This window comes from Sphingomonas sp. BK580, from assembly GCF_014194975.1.
GTDB lineage: Bacteria > Pseudomonadota > Alphaproteobacteria > Sphingomonadales > Sphingomonadaceae > Sphingomonas.
This window is the reverse complement of the sequence record NZ_JACIAY010000001.1, coordinates 574,867-592,889: the sequence shown is the minus strand read 5'-3', so window position 1 is coordinate 592,889 and position 18,023 is coordinate 574,867. Positions and strand designations below refer to the sequence as shown.

General features: G+C 72.0%; 14 protein-coding genes. 10 read left to right on the top strand and 4 right to left on the bottom strand.

Translation table 11 applies throughout. The features are described 5' to 3' along the window. Positions 1 to 2: 2 nt before the first annotated feature. Positions 3 to 263: a hypothetical protein gene (locus FHY05_RS02670; protein WP_183942834.1), complete on the bottom strand. Its 261-nt coding sequence runs from the start codon at positions 261 to 263 to the stop codon at positions 3 to 5. A 249-nt stretch (positions 264 to 512) separates the two neighbouring features. Between FHY05_RS02670 and FHY05_RS02665 the strand changes: the two genes are divergently transcribed. From FHY05_RS02665 to FHY05_RS02650, 4 genes are read left to right on the top strand one after another with little or no spacing between them, the layout of a single operon-like run. Beyond that, positions 513 to 1,088, top strand: coding sequence for a hypothetical protein (locus FHY05_RS02665; protein WP_183942833.1), 576 nt, complete (start codon positions 513 to 515; stop codon positions 1,086 to 1,088). Positions 1,089 to 1,117: 29 nt separating this feature from the next. Further along, entirely contained in the window at positions 1,118 to 1,579 is a 462-nt protein-coding gene (locus tag FHY05_RS02660; protein WP_183942832.1) for a hypothetical protein, read from the top strand. A gap of 55 nt (positions 1,580 to 1,634) precedes the next feature. Next, positions 1,635 to 4,073, top strand: coding sequence for a TcfC E-set like domain-containing protein (locus tag FHY05_RS02655; RefSeq protein ID WP_183942831.1), 2,439 nt, complete (start codon positions 1,635 to 1,637; stop codon positions 4,071 to 4,073). Continuing rightward, positions 4,061 to 4,753 carry a molecular chaperone gene (locus tag FHY05_RS02650; RefSeq protein WP_183942830.1) on the top strand — a complete coding sequence of 231 codons (693 nt, stop codon included), beginning with the start codon at positions 4,061 to 4,063 and terminating at the stop codon, positions 4,751 to 4,753. Before FHY05_RS02655 ends, FHY05_RS02650 begins: the two co-directional genes overlap by 13 nt. A 44-nt stretch (positions 4,754 to 4,797) precedes the next feature. Here the strand turns inward: FHY05_RS02650 and FHY05_RS02645 are convergent, their stop codons facing one another. From FHY05_RS02645 to FHY05_RS02635, 3 genes are read right to left on the bottom strand one after another with little or no spacing between them, the layout of a single operon-like run. Next, a complete protein-coding gene (locus tag FHY05_RS02645; protein WP_183942829.1) occupies positions 4,798 to 5,163 on the bottom strand; it encodes a response regulator in 366 nt (121 codons plus the stop codon). Then, on the bottom strand, positions 5,163 to 7,250 hold the full coding sequence (locus FHY05_RS02640; RefSeq protein ID WP_183942828.1) for an ATP-binding protein: 2,088 nt from the start codon (positions 7,248 to 7,250) through the stop codon (positions 5,163 to 5,165). The genes FHY05_RS02645 and FHY05_RS02640 overlap by 1 nt, the downstream gene beginning before the upstream one ends. Before the next feature lie 5 nt (positions 7,251 to 7,255). Next, positions 7,256 to 7,909: a response regulator transcription factor gene (locus FHY05_RS02635; protein ID WP_260181098.1), complete on the bottom strand. Its 654-nt coding sequence runs from the start codon at positions 7,907 to 7,909 to the stop codon at positions 7,256 to 7,258. A gap of 116 nt (positions 7,910 to 8,025) precedes the next feature. Here FHY05_RS02635 and FHY05_RS02630 point away from each other — a divergent pair, with 116 nt between their 5' ends. The 6 genes from FHY05_RS02630 (at position 8,026) to FHY05_RS02605 (ending at position 17,980) form a co-directional block, all read left to right on the top strand. After that, positions 8,026 to 8,691: a hypothetical protein gene (locus FHY05_RS02630; RefSeq protein WP_183942826.1), complete on the top strand. Its 666-nt coding sequence runs from the start codon at positions 8,026 to 8,028 to the stop codon at positions 8,689 to 8,691. A gap of 970 nt (positions 8,692 to 9,661) precedes the next feature. Further along, on the top strand, positions 9,662 to 9,823 hold the full coding sequence (locus FHY05_RS02625) for a Flp family type IVb pilin (RefSeq protein ID WP_183942825.1): 162 nt from the start codon (positions 9,662 to 9,664) through the stop codon (positions 9,821 to 9,823). A 404-nt stretch (positions 9,824 to 10,227) separates the two neighbouring features. After that, positions 10,228 to 10,827 carry an RNA polymerase sigma factor gene (locus tag FHY05_RS02620; RefSeq protein WP_221190939.1) on the top strand — a complete coding sequence of 200 codons (600 nt, stop codon included), beginning with the start codon at positions 10,228 to 10,230 and terminating at the stop codon, positions 10,825 to 10,827. 8 nt (positions 10,828 to 10,835) lie between these two features. Beyond that, positions 10,836 to 11,843, top strand: a complete 1,008-nt coding sequence (locus FHY05_RS02615) for a FecR domain-containing protein (protein WP_311732352.1) — start codon at positions 10,836 to 10,838, stop codon at positions 11,841 to 11,843. Positions 11,844 to 11,863: 20 nt separating this feature from the next. Beyond that, complete coding sequence (locus FHY05_RS02610) at positions 11,864 to 15,103, top strand: TonB-dependent receptor (RefSeq protein ID WP_183942823.1); 3,240 nt, start codon at positions 11,864 to 11,866, stop codon at positions 15,101 to 15,103. Between the two features lie 303 nt (positions 15,104 to 15,406). Further along, positions 15,407 to 17,980: a glycoside hydrolase family 3 protein gene (locus FHY05_RS02605; RefSeq protein WP_183942822.1), complete on the top strand. Its 2,574-nt coding sequence runs from the start codon at positions 15,407 to 15,409 to the stop codon at positions 17,978 to 17,980. The last annotated feature ends 43 nt before the right edge of the window (positions 17,981 to 18,023 follow it).

The following is an 18,023-nucleotide window of genomic DNA, read 5'->3' as shown; positions in this document are numbered from 1 at the left end:
CGTCAGTCCTGCGAGATCGTGCCCGCCTTGGGCGAACGATAGCCGGGCAGCATGCCGGCGAACGATTGCGCGAAGGCGTGATGGCGCTCGACGGGCACCGAGGAGACCATCGCGTCCGCGATGGCCTTGATCTCGTCCTGTGTCAGCGCGCCCCGGTTGTGCAGCGTCTGCAACAGCGCGACCACGCCGATGTAGGCGGTGTCGGCCTGATGCATCACCGCCTCGATCGCGCCCGCGATCTTGTGAACATCGGCTACCGCCACGATCAGCGTCCTCGTCCCGTTTGTCTCGCGTCGCACCATGATGATCGAACGCCGCGCCCGCAAGCCGGAACGCGCGTGACGCGTATGCGCCTTATCTGCGCGAACGATCGCGGCGACGACAAACCGGCCGCGATCGTTCGACCTTGGTCTAATCGCGGCACAAGCCTTCCAGCTTGTTAAGGGCGTTCATCTACCCAGGCCGCCGACCACTTCCTTCGCCACCATGCGTCATTTCGGGGGGACACTGCCATGGCTGATGTTGTTTCAGCACGTCGTCGCGCGGCCAAGAGCAAGATCTTCGTTTCTGTTGCGGTGCTTGCCGCCATCGCGGGCGCCGCGCCGGCGGGCGCGTCGACCCAGGGCAGCCTGGGAGCCACGTCGACCGGATCGGTGACGATCACCGCCAGCGTTGCCAACCGCGCGCAGATCACCGGGCTGACCGACGTCGCCTTCACCAACGTCGATCCCGCGAGCGCGGCGACCGCGGCGCAGAGCAACTGCGTGTGGAGCAACACCGCCACGAAGGGCTATAGCATCACGGCCACCGGCAGCGGCACCAGCGGCGCCTTCACCCTCGCCAACGGCGGCCTCAGCGTGCCCTACTCGGTGCAATGGAGCGCCAGCGGCGGGCAGACCAGCGGCACCGCGCTGACCGCCGGCACCGCGCTGCCGGGGATGACGAGCACCGCGGCCAACCCGACGTGCAGCACCGGCGCGGCGACCACGTCGAGCCTGATCATCTCGATCGCCGCCTCGAACCTGCAGGGCATGACCTCGGCGACGAGCTACACGGGCTCGCTCACGCTGCTCGTCACGCCGCAGTAAACGGCGACGCGGGGCTGGCGGTGTCGGCGATGCGACGCCTCGCGGCGGCGGCCCTGGCGCTCGCCGTCCATGCGCCTCCCGCCGCGGCGCAGAACGTCCAGGTCAGCGGGCTCAGCGACGTCGCCTTCGGCACGATCACCGGGTTCGGCGCCGATCTCGTACGCAGCCAGTCGATCTGCGCGTTCAGCGGGCTGCTCGGCGGCCGCTACACCGTGACCGCCGTGGGCTCCGGCACTGGCGGCGCCTTCACGCTGTCCAACGGCGCCGCGGCGCTCCCCTATGAGGTGCAGTGGAGCACGTCGGCGGGGCAGAACTCGGGCACCGGACTCACCGCCAATGTCCCGCTCAGCGGACAGACCATGCTGCTCAGCTGCCCGGTGCTCCAGGTCACCAACACCAGCCTGATCGTGATCCTGCGCGCTGCCAGCCTCAGCACCGCCACCGCGGGCAATTACAGCGGGACGCTGACCGTGATCCTGTCGGCGAACTGACGTGACGGCGCGCGCGGATCTACGCGTCCTGCCCCGGGCGCAGGCGCTCCGTCGCTTGAGCGCGCTGCTGCTCGCGCTGCTGGGCGCGATGCTCTCCGGCGCCGCCGCGCACGCCGCCGAGACGGCGCCGCCGCAGGTCACCGCGGCGATGCCGGCCGAGTTCGCCACGCTCGCGGCGACTCAACAGATCGTGGTCGACGTCTACGTCGCCGATCGGCGGATCGGCCAATTCGCCGCCGAGGTGGGCCTCGCCGAGGTGCGCCTGCTCGACCCGGCCGCCGTCGCCGCGGCGATCCCCGACCTGCTCGATCGCGCCGCGATCGTCGCCGCGCTGACGCGCCCGCTGACGGTCGCCGCGCACCCGCGCTGCGACGATACGTCGGGCTGCGTGGCAGGGGCGCGCGCGCGCGTGGCGGCGTCCTACGATCCTGCCGCCTTCCGGCTGAAGCTGACGCTCGACCCACGGCTGCTGGCGGTGCGCGGCGGGACGGCGCACTACCTCGAGGACGCCCACGCCGCTTTCTCCGCGGTTGACACGATCGGCGTGGCGCTGGCCGGCGGCGGCGGCCTCGGCGCCAGCTACGCGCTCCGCAACCGGCTGGTCGCGGGGCGCGGCGCGGTGCATCTGCTCGCCGACAGCTCGCTCTCGTCGTGGGATGGCGGCCGGCTCGACACCCTCGCCGCCGAGGTCGATCGCCGCGACGTGCGGCTGCGCGGCGGGCTGTTCTACGCGCCGGGGGCGGATCTGGTCGGGCGGCGGCGCATCGTCGGCATCGGCGTTGCCACCCAGTTCGACACGCGCGCGGACCGGGTCGCGCTCAGCGGCACGCCGCTGGTCGTGTTCCTGCCGCAGCGCTCCCGCGTCGACGTCTACGTGCAGGGCCGGCTGGTCAGCTCCCAGACCTACGAGAGCGGCAACCAGGCGCTCGACACCAGCGGCCTCGCCGACGGCTCCTATCCCGTCGAGCTGCGCATCCAGGAAGCGGGCGGCGCGACGCGGGTGGAACAGCGTTTCTTCACCAAGAGCGGTGTGCTCGCTCCCGCCGGGCGGGTCGTGTTCGACGCGCAGCTCGGCGTCCTCACCCGCGACCGGCAGGATCGCGCCGGCGCCCGCATCGCGATCGCCACCGGCGGCGCGCGCGGCCGGTTCGGCGCGCACCTCGCGTGGGACGCGGCGGCGATGGTGACGCGCGACAACGCGGTGGTGGAGGCCGGCCTGGCGCTGCTGACCGCCCCGGCGCAGGCGCGGGTCGCGCTGCTCGGCTCGCGGCGCGGCGACCGCGGCGTGGCGGCGCAGCTGAGCTCGAGCGGCGGCAGCGCACTCAGCTACAGCCTCGACGTGCGGCATGTCCGCAGCGCCGATGGCACGGCGTTGATCGCGGTGGATGATGCGGCGCGCGACATGGCGCCGCTGGTGCGCGCGCGCGACGATCGCGCGGGCTCGAGCTACAAACAGATGCTCGGCAGCCTGTCCTACTCGCTGCCGCGCGGGCAGATCGGGCTGTCGGGCTATCTCTTTCAGACCGCGGGGCGCGCGGCGAGCTACTCCGTCGGCCCCAGCGCGCGCTGGTCGGTGCTGCAGCGCGATCGGCTCCAGCTCTCGCTCACCGGTCAATTTGCGCGCACGCAGCGCGGCGACGCGGTGGCGTTCGGGATCCAGCTCCAGCTGCTCGGGCCGCGCGCGGCGCTCAGCACCGCGCTGGGGGTACAGAGCGGCGCTGGGGACGACGATCGCGGCCTCTCGCCCGCTGTCGAGACCGCCGCCTCGCTGCACCGCGACGATCCGCGCGGCGGCGCGCTCGACGCCGGCGCGCTGATGCAGCGCGGCTCGGCGGGCACCATCGTCCAGCTCAGCGGCGAGCGTCGCGGCGCGCACGGCCTGGCCGCGCTCAACCTCACCGGCCGCGCTGGCGCGATGGGTAGCGGACTGCAATATGGCCTCACCGCACAGACGTCACTCGCGATGACGCGGCGCGGCCTCGGGCTCGGCGCGACCGGGCAGAACGACAGCCTGATCGCGGTGACGGTGGGCGGCGATGCGCGCGCCACCTTCGAGCTGCTGGTCGACGACGCGGTGCGCGGTACGCTGCGCGGCGGGCAGCGGCTGACGCTCGCGGTGCAGCCCTACCGCCGCTACAAGGTACGGCTGCGCGCGGTCGCCACCGAGCTGATCGCGTTCGACACGCGCCCGCGCACGATCGACGTCTTCCCCGGCAGCGTGGCCGCGCTCGACTGGACAGCGCGGCCGGTTCGCGCGATGTTCGGGCGACTGGTCGACCGTGGCGGCGCGCCGATCGCGGACGCCGATCTGACCGCCGAGGACGCGATCGCCGCGACCGATTCGAACGGCTATTTTCAGATCCAGGCGGCGGCCGGGGCGCGGCTCGGCGCGCATACCGGCGCTGGTCTCGCCTGCACCGCTCGCCTCGCCGCCGTGAGCGCCGCCACCACCACCGCCTATACCCGCCTCGGAGATGTCACATGCCTGCCCTGACTGTCCGCTTCGCCGCCGTGATGCTCGCCACCGTCGCGCTCGCCCCGCCCGCGCACGGCACGATCGTGCTCAGCCAGGTCGTGGTCGATTTCGCGGCGGGGAGCGATCTGGCGCAGGACATCGAAGTCGCTAACGACGGCAAGGAGATCGCCTACGTGGCGGTGGCGCCGTTCGAGATTACCGCGCCCGGCACGCCCGAGGAACGCCGGACCGCGATCGTCGACCCCGAGGCGGGCGGGCTGCTGGTCTCGCCGCAGCGGTTGATCCTACAGCCGGGCGAGCGACGGGCGATCCGCATCGCGGCGGTGCACCCGCGCGCTGCCACCGATCGCGTCTACCGCGTCACTGTCAAGCCCGTCGCGGGTCCGGTATCGGCGGCGGTGACCGCGCTCAAGTTGCTGATCGGCTACGACGTGCTCGTGATCCAGCGCCCCGCCGCCCCGGCCGGTCGCGTGGTCGGCAGGCGCGACGGCGAGACGCTGCTGCTGCGCAACGAGGGCAACACCAACACCGAGCTGTACGACGGCAAGCTGTGCGCTGACGCGACCCCGGCGACCTGCCGCGCGCTGCCGTCGCGTCGGCTGTACGCCGGAGCCTCATGGTCGCAGACGCTGCCAGGCCCCGGCCAGATCAGCTACCGGGTCGCGGTCGGGTCATCGAGTCACGAGGAGCGCTTCTGACCTCGCGTTCCGACTCGCCGGCCCCGGTTCGGCGTCAGCGGCGCTCAGTCGCTGAGCAGCGCGCGGATCCGCGCGGACAGCGACAGCGGGTCGAATGGCTTGACGATCACCCCGCGCGCGCCGATCGCGTGTAGCGCCGCGACGTCGCGCTCGCGCCCGTGGGCGGTCATGAAGATCGCCGGCAGGTCGAGGGCACGGTCGTGCAGCGCGGCGAGCAGCGCGGGACCGTCCATGTCGGGCATCGACACGTCGAGCAGCGCGGCATCGGGCGACCATGCGGCCATCGCGTTCAGCGCCTCACTCGCGCTCGCGGCGACGTGCAGCTGGACGGTCGGATCGAGCCCGAGCGCCAGCTCGACGATGGTGCGGATGTCGGGATCGTCGTCGACGAAGAGCAGACGCAGCGGCATCAGGCTTCCACCAGCGCCCACCGGTCGGCGAGCAGGCGCCGCACCGTCGCGACCAGCTCGGGCAGGTCGTGGCGCCCCTTGGTGAGCACCGCCGCGGCGCGCGCGGCGAGCGCGGGCGGCACCGACTGGCCCGAGTAGATTATGACGGGGATCGGCGCCCCGCTCGCGTCCATCAGCTCGGGTGCGAGTTCGGGGCCATGACCGTCGACCACCTGCATGTCGAGTAACGCGAGGTGCGGCACGCCGTCGCGCAGCAGCGCGCGCGCCGCGGCCAGGCTCGCCGCCGGCAGCACGCGCGCGACCCCGGTGAGCGCCGCCGCGACGGTGGCGCGGACGTCGGGGTCGTCGTCCACATGCAGCAGCAGCGGCAGCGGCGTGTCACGGCCGGGCGCGTCCCCGGTTCCGGACCCGGCCAGCGGCAGCGCGAAGGCGAAGCGCGAGCCGCCGCCGTCGCGGTCCTCGAACCAGATTGTACCGTCGTGGCGGCGCACGATCTCGCGCGAGATCGCCAGTCCCAGTCCGGAAGCGGGCGCGTGAGTCGCGGCGCGGCCGCTCTCGAACCGCTCGAACAGACGCGGTCGCACCTCGGCGGCCACCCCGCTCCCGCGATCCTCGACCATGATCAGCGCGCGAGCCGCCTCGACGCGGGCCGAAATCGTGACGGTCGCCCCAGCGGGGGAGGCGTGGATCGCGTTGGAGACAAGGTTGGTCACCACCTGCAGCAGCCGCCCCACGTCGCCCTGGACTGGCACCGGGGTGCGCGCGGACGCGTCGGCCAGCACCACCTCGCGGCTGCGCGCGAGACCGTCGCTGTCGAGCGCGGCGTGCGCGACGACGTCGCGCAGGTCGATCGGCGCGCGCACCATCGTCAGCTGCCCCGACTCGATCCGATCGATGTCGAGAAGGTCGTTGATCAGCCGGATCAGTCGGCGCGCGTTATTGTCGGCGATGTCGACCAGTCGCACGGCCTGGGGGGGCAGCTGTGCCACGGCATCGCCGCGCAGCAGCGCGAGCGACCCGACCACCGAGGTCAGCGGGGTCCGCAATTCGTGCCCGATGGTGGAGATCAGCTCGTCCTTCACGCGTTCGATGCGCGCGCGCTCGGAAGCGTCGCGCAGCGAGAGCACGAGATGGTCGCCGCTCGGCACTCGCATCACGCCGATGGCCACGTCGACGCGCCGCTCGCTGCCGTCGCGATGGCGCGCGACCCGGTCGGTGAGGAGGTGCCGGCCGAGCCGACCGTCGCTGAGCCCGACGCGTTCGTGGAAAGCGCCGCTGCCCTCCGCGATCTGCAACACCGTGGCGATATCGCGTCGCTCGAGTTCCTCCGGCGTGTAGCCGAGCAGCGTGCTGGCGGCCTCGTTGATCATCTCGATCGTACCGCTGGGATTGAGGATCAGCAGTGCGTCGCTGGTGCCGCGCAGGATCGCCACGTTGCGCTCGCCTTTCTCATAGGCGTCGAGCGCGGCGTCATAGGCCTCGCATCGCGACCGCCACAGCGAGCGCAGCGTCACCGCCAACGCCAGTGTCAATACCGCGGCGGTGGCGAGCAGCAGCAGCCGGAGCTCGCTGCGCTGCTGCGCGAAGGTGGCGCGGCGTTCTTCCGTCAGCGCGCGCTCGCTGGTGCCCGCACGCGCGAGCGCGGTGCGCAGCCGGTCCATGACACGGCGCCCTTCGCCGTCGGCCACGGCGGCACGCGCGGCCTCGCGTCGTCCAGCGCGAAACAGAGCGAGCGTGCGGTCCAGCTCGGCGAACTTCATGTCGATCAGCGCCGCCACGTCGGGAGCGGCGACCCCCTCCACCGCTCGCAGTCTCGACGCGAGGCGGCGGGCAGGGGCGTAGGGATGGAGGAAGGCGGGGTCCCCGGTGAGCAGGTAGCCGCGCTGCGCGGTCTCGGCGTCCTTCACCGCGGAAAGGAGCATCACCTGCGCGCGCTCGCGATCGAACGAGCGGGTCGCCGCCGCCTGCAACCGCAGCGAGCGCGCATATTCCGCGTCGGTCCACGCGATCAGTGCCGCCATCAGCAGCGGAATGAGCGCGGCGACCAAGAGGAAGCGCGGGCGCGAGGGAGGTTGCGGGCGCGCCACCGCGCTCACCGCGGTGCGGCGCCGAGCAGCGGCTGTACCGCCAGCATCGCCTGCGCGCGGTTGGTCACGCCCAGTTTGCGGAAGATCGCGGTCATGTGTGCCTTGATCGTCGCCTCGGTGACGTCCAGGTCGCGCGCGAGCTGCTTGTTCGAGCGGCCGTCGGCGAGCGCGATCAGCACGCCGCGCTGCGCCGGCGAGAGCGTCTCGATCCGCGCCCGCAGGTCGCCGAGCTGGGGCGCGGCGCCGCTGGTCGGGGGAAAGGCGGTGTGGCCCGAGTCGATCCGGCGCAGTCGCTCGGCCAGGACGTCGAGGGGCAGGCTCTTGAACAGGTAACCGGCGGCGCCGAGCGCGCGCGCCGCCTCGATCAGCGCGGGTTCCTCGCTGGCAGTGACGAGCACGACCGGCGTCCGGGGTGCGTGCATCTGCAGCGTCAACAGGCCCGAGAAGCCGTTCGCGTCGGGCAGATGGAAGTCGAGCAGGATCATGCGGAAGGGCCCCCGTGCCGCCGCCTCGCTCGCTTCGCTTGCGGTTCCCACCGCGACGACCGAGACCCCGGGCAACGCCGCGCGAGCGGCGAGCGACAGGCCCTCGCGCGTCAGCGGGTGGTCGTCAGCGACGAGGGCACGGCCCCCTAATCTCTGCTCCGGTCCTGGCATCATACCGACTTGCTTATCTTTTTTGCGGTATGAAGGTTTCGCGACGGGGCCGGTCTGTCGAGCGCTTTTTCGACCGGAACGGTGGAACTTTGATGCGGATAATGAAGGATCACTGCCTTATGCTCGTCGGGCTCGCCGCGGCGACCGTCCGGGTCGCCGGATGGCGGGTATGCGCTGGGGCTGCCGGTCCCGGTGCCGACGCCCCGCCGCCCGACGTCGCGCTCGTCGCGATCGTGCGCGGCACACCGTCGCCCGGACGAGTACGGTCGCTCTCCGGCTCGCCGTACCTCCCGGTGCTCGCGCTCGCTCCCGACGACTGGATCGAGCGGCATGACTGGCGCGCGCTCGGCTACGACGGGGCGGTGGCGGGAGAGGCCGTGCCCGAGGCGCTCGCCGACGCGCTCGCGGCGTGGCACCGCGACGCCACGCTGGCGACGCTCGACCGGCTCGAGGCGAGCTTCGGTGTCGCGGAGGTGGCGGCACTGGTCGACCGCTTCGGCGCGATGCTGGCCGGGGCGCGCGACGAGCGCGATCCGGCGGCGCTGGCGCATATGGCGCATCGCGTCGCCGGCATCGCGGGGACGCTCGGCTTCGCCGCGCTCGGGCGGCTGTGGCTGCGCTTCTCCGAGGGCGAGACCGGGCTGGCGGACAGCGCGCGCCGCGCCGCGGCTTACGCGATCGCCACCATCGCGATGTATCGCGACGCCGGGGTCGCTCGCCAGCCAGTCGCGGTCGGTGACGGCGAGGCCGATCCGACCGCGCGGGGAACCGCCCCACGGCAGTAGGCGTGGGTGGTCCCGGCGCCGGCGAGCCGCCCCGATCCAGTTGGCGCAGGCGTTCGACTATGACCGGAGGCGCGAGCGCCGCCACACCCGCCGCGCACAGCCTTCTGACTGTCCAACTCCTGGCACACGCCGACGCGGCGCTCGCGCGGCTCCGCACCGACCGGCATGTCGACCAGCGAGGGGGCTCGAAGGACGAAGTCGCTTCGACGTTGGCGCGCGCGCCGATCCTACCGCGCCGTGTCGCGCTCGTGGGCCGCGCGCGTCACTCCCCTGCACGACACGCTCCGCCCGACGCCGTCCGGCGAAGGCGACGTAGCAGCAGTTCCTCCAGGCGCCGGCACCGATCTTCTGACGAGCGGATCCGATCCGTGACAGAAAATGGCCCGGCAGCTTGGGTCTGCCGGGCCAAGGTCAGTTCCTCGTGGCGGAGGATCTGTGGGTCGCGAGGCACCGGTAAGGCGCCACCGGGCTTCCCTGCCATCGACTTTCCTTACATCAAGCTAATCGGCTTTACTGACGTTCATGTACCCGGCGCCCGTGTCGCGACGGTGATCGACGGCGAGCTCGCAACCGCATCCAATTCGTCGTCGATCGAGCAGAGGTTGGTATCGCCTGAACCGGCGGGCGGGCTGCGCCGGCCGTTTCAGCCGTCAGGTTGGCGTCGCTCCGTCCCTCGGCCGTATCGTCGCCGGAGTGCTTATCCAAATTTCATCGTAAGCTCACGAGCTTACCGGAGCACCGAGACGCATTCTTTACCTCAGTGACGTACATCGGCCTTCGTCGGCTCCAGCACCGACGGGCTGCGTTGGCCCACCTCGCGAGGCAGGCCAGCGCAGCCCACAGCGGTCATAGCGTGGTGACCCGCGCAGAGGCCTCCGAGCCTCTCGGACTGGGTGACAACGGTCACTTAACTATTCCCGCGTAGAGCATGTTCATGGCTCGGTGGGCGAGCCTTACCGGAGACGCCAACATGATCCGTCGTTTCATCAAGAACAACAAGGGCGCCACTGCTATCGAGTACGGCCTCATCGCCGCTCTCGTGGCCGTCGCCGCCATCGCCGCGATGAAGGGCCTGGGCAACCAGCTGACCAACACCTTCACGACCGTCCAGACCAAGATGGCGAACGCCTGAGATTGATCAGCGTGGCGACACGCTGACTGACTTCATCGACGTCCTGGCGAGCTCACGGAGCCGAGCGTTCCGGAGCTCGCCAGCGTCGGCCTCGCGACGTCATAGGGGGCGCTCTTCCGCGACGCTGAGAACGCGCGCAACCCGGTTGCCCCTGCAGCATGACGTCGGAGAGCCTGCGGCCGCCCGTCAAGCGTGCCCTGCATGCATCTACCTGAAACAGCGTCCGCTTCAGAGCGGCGCGGGCGCTGGCGTGAACCTCGACTGCAGGATCCTCACGGGAGACGGCGCGCGCCTGCGGTCGACGATGGTGGGCGCGGCCTGCCATCCGGCCGCCGGGGAAGGAAAAGCGAGCGCCATGCCTCTCAACCGTTTAGCAGCATCGCTGAGCGGGCGGAAAGGTCGAGATGGCGGGTGGGACGGCAGGAGGCGCGATCGACGCCGCGCGCAGAAGGCAGACCGCCGTCTGGGTGGCGCGCGAGATCCTGCCGCACGAACACCGCGTCCGCGCCTGGCTCCGGCGCTCGGGTACCTGCTCTGAGGACGCGGACGAGCTGATCCAGGAGGCCTATTGCCGGCTCGCCATGCTGGAGGCGGTCGATCACATCGACAGCCCCTACGCGTATTTCTTCTCGATCGTGCGCAACCTGCTGGTGCGGCGGCTCAAGCGCCAGCGCATCGTGCCGCTCGAGACGATCGCCGAGATCGACGCCTATCACGACGATCGCCCCTCGCCCGAGCAGCTCGCGGCGGGGCGGCTGGCCTATGGCAAGGCGCTCGACCTGATCGCGCGCCTGCCCGAGCGCTGCCGCCGCATCGTCCAGCTGCGCAAGATCGAGGGCTGGTCGCAGCGCCAGATCGCCGAGCATCTCGGCACCACCGAGAAAGCGGTCGAGAAGCAGGTCTGGCTCGGCGTGCGCTTCCTGCGCCAGGCCTGGAGCCAGGCCGAGCAGGACGCCGACGATCTGATGGGCGAGCACGAGCAGCGCGGAGGGCGTCGGCGATGACGGGTCCGGTGACAGGTTCGGGGAACAGGCAGGGCGCGGGCGAGATCGCGGACGAGGCGGCGGCCTGGGTCGCGCGGCTCGACGCCGACGGCTGGTCGGCCGATGACGAGGCGCAGCTCGAGCGCTGGATGGCGGCCGACCCGCGCCGTCGCGGCGCGCTGCTCCACGCCCAGGCCTGCTGGGTCGCGCTCGACCCGCCGGCGCCACGCGCGCGCGCGACGATGCGGCGGCGCGGGCTGTTCATGGCGGCGGGCGGCGCGCTCGCCGCCTCGGTGGTCGGCGGCTTCCTGTGGCTCGCCGGGGGCACGACCTATCGCACCGAGATCGGCGAGATCCGCCGCGTCCCGCTAGCCGACGGCTCGACCGCGACGATCAACAGCGACACGCAGCTCGAGGTCACGCTGGCGAGCCGCCGGCGCGAGGTCCGCATCGCCAGCGGCGAGGCGTGGTTCCGCGTCGCCAAGGATCCGGCGCGGCCGTTCGTGGTGGAGGCGGGGCAGGTGGTGGTGCAGGCGGTCGGCACCGCTTTCTCGGTGCGGCGTCGCGACGGCGGCGCGGACATCATCGTCACCGAGGGCGTGGTGCAGGTCTGGGCGGCGCAGGCGGACGGCTATCGCACCAGCCTGGTGGCGGGGCAGAGCGCCTTCTTCGGCGACAATGCGGCGGTGCGGATCAGCGACGGACCGCCCTCGGCGGTCGACCGCGCGCTGGCGTGGCGCTCGGGCGCGATCGACCTGAGCGGCCAGACGGTCGCGCACGCGGTCGAGGATTTCAACCGCTACAACCGCCGCAAGCTCGTCCTCGCCGACCCGCGGCTGGCGGGCGAGCAGATCGACGGCATCTTCCGCACCGACGACCCGGAGGGCTTCGCGAGGGCGCTGCACGACAGCTTCGGGGTGCCGCTCGACACCTCCGGCGCGGCGATCCGCATCGGGCGCGCGAATAATATATCCGCCGAAGAAGGAACTTCATCGCTCACGTCTCTCCACCAGCACGGAAAAGCAACGAGACCGTGAGGAGTGGATCGATGGGGGGAATGAGGCGGCACCTGTGGCTCGCGACGGGCGCGGCGGTGGTGGTGGCGGCGCAGCCGGCGATCGCGCAGGCCAAGCAGTTCGACATACCCGCGCAGCCGGCCGAGAGCGCGATCACCGCGCTCGGCCGCCAGGCGGGGGTGCAGATCGTCGCGGCGCGGTCGTTCAGCCGCGGCAAGCGCACCAACGCGGTGCGCGGCGCGATGAGCGTCGACGCCGCGCTCACGCGGCTGCTCGAGGGCACCGGGCTGCGCGCGCAGCGCAGCGGGCCGCAGACCTATGTCGTGCTCGGCCCGGTCGCGGCGATGTTCACGCCGGCCCAGGCGACCGCGCGGCAGGTGTCGGCGAGCGAGCCGCAGCTGCCCCCCGGCGTCACCACCGACCAGCCCGCCGACGGCGCGACCGGCAGCACCACCGCCGCCAACGTGCCGGGTGAGGGCCAGGCGGAGGAGCCAGCGCGCGACGTCGTCGTCACCGGCTCGCGCATCGTCTCGAGCGGCTTCACCGCGCCGACGCCGACCCAGGTGCTGAGCTACGAGGCGATCACCAAGAACGCCCAGCCCAACGTCTTCACCACGGTGGCGCAGCTGCCCGCGCTGCAGGGCTCGACCGGCGCGACCGTCGGCGCCAACGGCACCTCCACCGGCGTGCAGGGGCTCAGCACGCTCAGCCTGCGCGGGCTCCAGCCGATCCGCACGTTGACGCTGATCGACGGCCAGCGCGTCGTCGGCGCCAACGTCACCGGCGTCGCCGACGTCAGCCTGTTCCCGCAGCTGCTGATCGAGCGCGTCGACGTCGTCACCGGTGGCGCCTCGGCCTCCTACGGCTCGGACGCGGTCGGCGGCGTGGTCAATTTCGTCACCAACACGCGCTTCACCGGCTTCCGCGCCAATATTCTGGGCGGCATCAGCACCTACGGCGACGACGCCAACTGGACCGTCCAGGCGGCCGCGGGCAAGTCGCTCGCGGGCGACCGGCTGCACCTGATCGTCAGCGGCGAGTACAGCCACGAGGACGGCATCCCCTCGGCCGGCTTCGGCGTGGGCAACGATCCCAACGGCGACGGGCCCAATGGCCGCACCTGGCTGGTCGCGCGCGGCGTGCAGAACCGCGGGATCACCACCGACGGGCTGCCGCAATATCTCGTGCGCGACCACGTCCAGTCGACGCTGTTCGGGCGCTACGGCCTGATTAATTCGGGCCCGCTCGCGGGCACCGCCTTCGACGTCAACGGCAACCCGGTGCCGTTCCGCTACGGCACCGGCTGTCTGCCGGGCTCGTGCATCGGCGGCGATCTCAGCGGCAGCGTGACCAACGGCAACAGCTTCAAGTCCGAGATCACGCGGCTCAACTCCTACGGCCGGATCGGCTTCGACGTCGATCCCGACAACGAGATCTACGCCACGCTCAACGTCGCGCGCGTCGACACGAGCAACACGCCCAACCCCGGCTCGGCGCAGGACAATCTGACGATCCAGTGCGCGAACCCATTCGTGCCGGCGGCGATCCAGTCGGCCTGCGCGGCCAACGGCATCACCAGCTTCCGCTTCGGCACGGTCAACCCGATGTTCGATTTCATCGACGTCAACACGCGGCGGCACCAGTATCGCGGCGTGGTCGGGGCCAAGGGCAAGGTCGCGGCGTTCGGCACCGACTGGCGCTACGATGCGTATTACGAGCACGGCACCGGCATCACCGACATCAACGTCAACAACATTCCGCTGATGCCGCGCTACCGCGCCGCGATCCAGGCGGTGCGCGGCGCCAACGGCGTGATCACCTGCGCCGATCCGGTCGCGGTGGCGAGCGGCTGTTCCCCGCTCAACGTCTTCGGCGGCCAGGCGCCGACCGACGCGACGCGCTATTACATCGAGCCGCAGAACGGCCCGTACCAGCACACCCGCCAGACCCAGGACGTCGCCAGCTTCTCGGTCAGCGGCGAGCCGCTCGCGCTGCCGGCGGGGCCGCTCGCGGTCGCGTTCGGCGCGGAATTCCGCCACGAATTCTACCGCGTCACCGCCGACCCGTACGGCAACGGCGTGCTGACCGGGACCGGCTACACCGACGATTACCCGGCGGACCCGCTGCTCAACCCGCAGGGCGGCAACTGGTACGCGGGCAATTACCGCAACGGCAGCGGTGGCTATGACGTGCTCGAATCCTACCTCGAGCTCAACGCGCCGCTGTTCGACAGCGAGTCGATCGGCCGCGCCAACCTCAACGTCGCCGGGCGCGCGACCAACTACAGCACCTCGGGCACGGTCTACACCTGGAAGGTGGGCGGCACCTGGGACACGCCGCTCGACGGCTTCCGCCTGCGCGGCGTGACCTCGCGCGACATCCGCGCGCCGAACCTGTCCGAGCTGTTCGCCGCGCCGGTGACGAGCAACCGCACCGGCACGATCGACCCGTTCAACGGCAACCGCTCGATCACGGTGCTGCAGACCACCACCGGCAACCGCGCGCTCACCCCGGAGATCGCGCGCAACACCGAGGTCGGCTTCGTGCTGTCGCGCGCCAGCTGGCTGCCGGGCTTCAGCCTGTCGGTCGACTATTTCCGCATCAAGATCGACGACGCCATCTCCGCGCTCGACGCGCAGACGCAGATCAACCTGTGCTACGGCGGCGTGCAATTCACCTGCGGCTCGTTCGACCTGAGCAACCTCGACTCGGCGTACGTCACGGTGCAGCCGTTCAACTTCGCGTCGATCTTCACCGACGGGCTCGACATCGAGGCGAGCTACACCACCAAGCTCGACGGCATCGGCCTGCCGGGTCGGCTCAGCCTGCGCGGGCTGGCGACGCACACGATCAACTTCGTGCAGGACACCGGCCTGCCCGGCACGATCCCGCGCCAGCTCGCCGGCACCAACATCGAGGCCACCGCGGTGCCGCACTGGAAGGTGCTGGCGTCGCAGGACTGGAGCACCGACACGGTCAGCCTCACGGTGCAGGAGCGCTGGTTCAGCGCGGGCGTGTTCTCGAACGAGAACATCGTCTGCCAGACGAACTGCCCGGTCTCGACGGTCAACCACCCGACCTACGACTATAACCGCGTGCCGGGCGCGCTCTACGTCGACCTCGCGGCGTCGTACCGCTTCACGCGAGCGTTCCAGGCCTATGCCAAGGTCGACAACGTCTTCAACCGCGACGGCGAGACGGTGCCGGGCAACATCACCACGCCGACGCTGTACGACGTGGTCGGCCGCGCCTTCCGCCTCGGGCTGAGGGCGAACTTCTGATTGACTCGGTTCTCCCCGCTCGGCGGGGAGGGCCGGATCCGGGTCGGTATGGACATGAAGCTCGTCGATCCTGCCCTGCAAGGGGAGGTGGCAGGCCGAAGGCCTGACGGGAGGGGTGTCGCGGGGTGGTGAGTCCTTTCGCCCTCGCCGGCGGCGACACCCCTCCGTCGCGCTGCGCGCGACAGTGCGGGCGAGATGGTGCCCCCCAGGCACCATCTTGGCTTGCCGGGGGCAAGCCAAAGCCCGCGCTCCCCTTGCAGGGGAGGATCAGCTGACTGCCAGTACACTCTAGGAATTGTCGCCATGCTCCCTCTCCTGCTGATCGCGGCGCAGGCCGACACTGCCGCGCCCGCGATCGAGCGCGCGATCGCGGCGATGTCGCTCGAGGAGAAGGCCGCGCAGCTCGGCAACGCCGCGCCGGCGCTGCCCGCGGCCGAGCTGCCCGCCTATGATTACTGGAGCGAGGGGCTTCACGGCCTCGCGCGCGACGGCGTCGCCACCGTCTTCCCCCAGGCGATCGGGCTGGCGGCGAGCTGGGACGTCGACCTGCTGCGCCGCGTCGGCGACGTGGTCTCGACCGAGGCGCGCGCCAAGTACAACGCGCTGCCCCGCGGCGCGGCGCGGCCGCGCTTCGCCGGGCTCCACCTGTGGTCGCCCAACATCAACATCTTCCGCGACCCGCGCTGGGGCCGGGGGCAGGAGACCTACGGCGAGGACCCGTATCTCACCGGCCGGCTCGGCGTCGCCTTCGTCCGGGGCGTGCAGGGACCGGACCCCGCTTCCCCAAAAGCGATCGCGACGCCCAAGCATCTCGCGGTCCATTCCGGCCCCGAGGCCGGGCGCAACGCCTTCGACGTCGACGTCTCGCCGCGCGACATGGCGGAGACGTACACGCCCGCCTTCCGCCTCGCGCTGACCGACGGCGGCGCGCTGTCGACGATGTGCGCCTATAACGCGCTCCACGGCGTCCCCGCCTGCGCCTCGGCGGCGCTGCTGAACGAGCGGGTGCGCGCGCGCTGGCGCTTCGGCGGCATGATCGTCTCCGACTGCGACGCGGTCGGCTATATCGAGAGCTTCCACAACTACCGGCTCGACCTGCCCTCCGCCGCCGCGGCGGCGCTGCGCGCGGGCACCGACCTCGACTGCGGGCCGAGCTACGACGCGCTGCCCGCGGCGGTGCGGCAGGGTCTGGTGAGCGAGGCCGAGGTCGACACCGCGCTGCGCCGCGTGCTCGGCTCGCGCGCCGCGCTCGGCATCGCCTTCGGCCGGCGCAGCCGGTGGGACCGCATCCGCCCCGACCAGGTCGACACCCCGGCGCACCGCGCGCTCGCGCTGGAGGCGGCGGAGAAGTCGCTGGTGCTGCTGACGAACAAGGACCGGCTGCCGCTCGCGGCCGGCACGCGGCTGGCGGTGATCGGCGCCAACGCCGACTCGCTCGACGTGCTCGAGGCCAATTACCACGGCACCGCCGCGGCGCCGGTCACGCCGCTGGAGGGCATCCGCGCGCGCTTCGGCGCCGCGCGCGTCCGCTACGCGCAGGGCAGCGTGCTCGCCGAGGGCGTCGCGGTGCCGGTGCCCGAGACCGCGCTCTCCGCCGATGGCCGGCCGGGCCTGCGCGGCGAGTATTTCCGCGGCGCAATCGCGGGTGGTCGCCCGCTGCTGACGCGCCAGGACCGCGTCATCGACTTCGACTGGGACCGCGCGCCGCCCGCGCGCGGGCTCGAGGACCGCCGCTACGCGGTGCGCTGGACCGGGCAGCTGACGCCGCCCGCGCCGGGCAGCTACACGCTGCGGCTCGAGGTGCCGCGCTGCTTCGACTGCGACGGCCACGACCCGGTGCGGCTGTGGGTCGACGGCAAACCCGTCATCATAGATCGCGGCAGCGACGAGGGGGTGGAGGCGAGCGTCACCTTCGCCGACGCGCGCCCGCGCGCGCTCCGCGTCGAGCTCGACCATGTCAGCGCCGACGGCGGCGTCGGATTGCGCTGGGTCGCGCCCGCCGCGGCGCAGCTGGCCGAGGCGGTGGCCGCGGCGCGCGACGCCGACGTGGTGGTCGCCTTCGCCGGCCTGTCGCCGACGCTCGAGGGCGAGGCGCTGCGGCTCGACGTGCCCGGCTTCGTCGGCGGCGATCGCACCAAGATCGAGCTGCCCGAGCCGCAGCGCGCGCTGCTCGCCGCGCTGGCGGCGACGGGCAAGCCGCTGGTGGTGGTGCAGATGACCGGCGCCGCCATCGCCGATCCCTGGACCAAGGCGACCGCCGACGCCGCGGTCGCGGCCTGGTACCCCGGCCAGGCCGGCGGCACCGCGATCGCGCGGCTGCTCGCGGGCGACATCAGCCCGAGCGGGCGGCTGCCGGTGACCTTCTACGCCGCCACGCGCGATATGCCGGCGTACATCGACTATAGCATGAAGGAGCGCACCTACCGCTTCTTCACCGGCACGCCCTTGTACCCGTTCGGCCACGGGCTGAGCTACACCCGCTTCGCCTATGCCGCCGCCTCGCCCGCGGCGGTGACGGTCGCGGCGGGGGACGGGCTCGGCGCCGCGGTGCGCGTGACCAACACCGGCGCGCGCGCCGGCGACGCGGTGGTGCAGGCCTATCTCGCCCCGGTCGCGCCGCAGCCGCGGGGGCGGACCGTGCCGGTGCTGCAGCGCCAGCTCGTCGGCTTCGCGCGCGCGTCGCTCGCGCCGGGGGAGTCGCGCGAGGTGCGGCTGACGATCGACCCGCGCTCGCTCAGCCTGGTGGCGCGCGACGGCACGCGCGCGATCGTGCCCGGCGCCTACCGGCTGTTCCTGGGCGGGGGCCAGCCCGGCGACGCCGACGGCGCCTGGACCGAGCTGACGATCACGGGCGAGCGCACCGTCCTGCCGGAGTGAGCCTGCCTCGGCTCGTGCTGCTGCGCAGGGAGGAGCCTAGAGC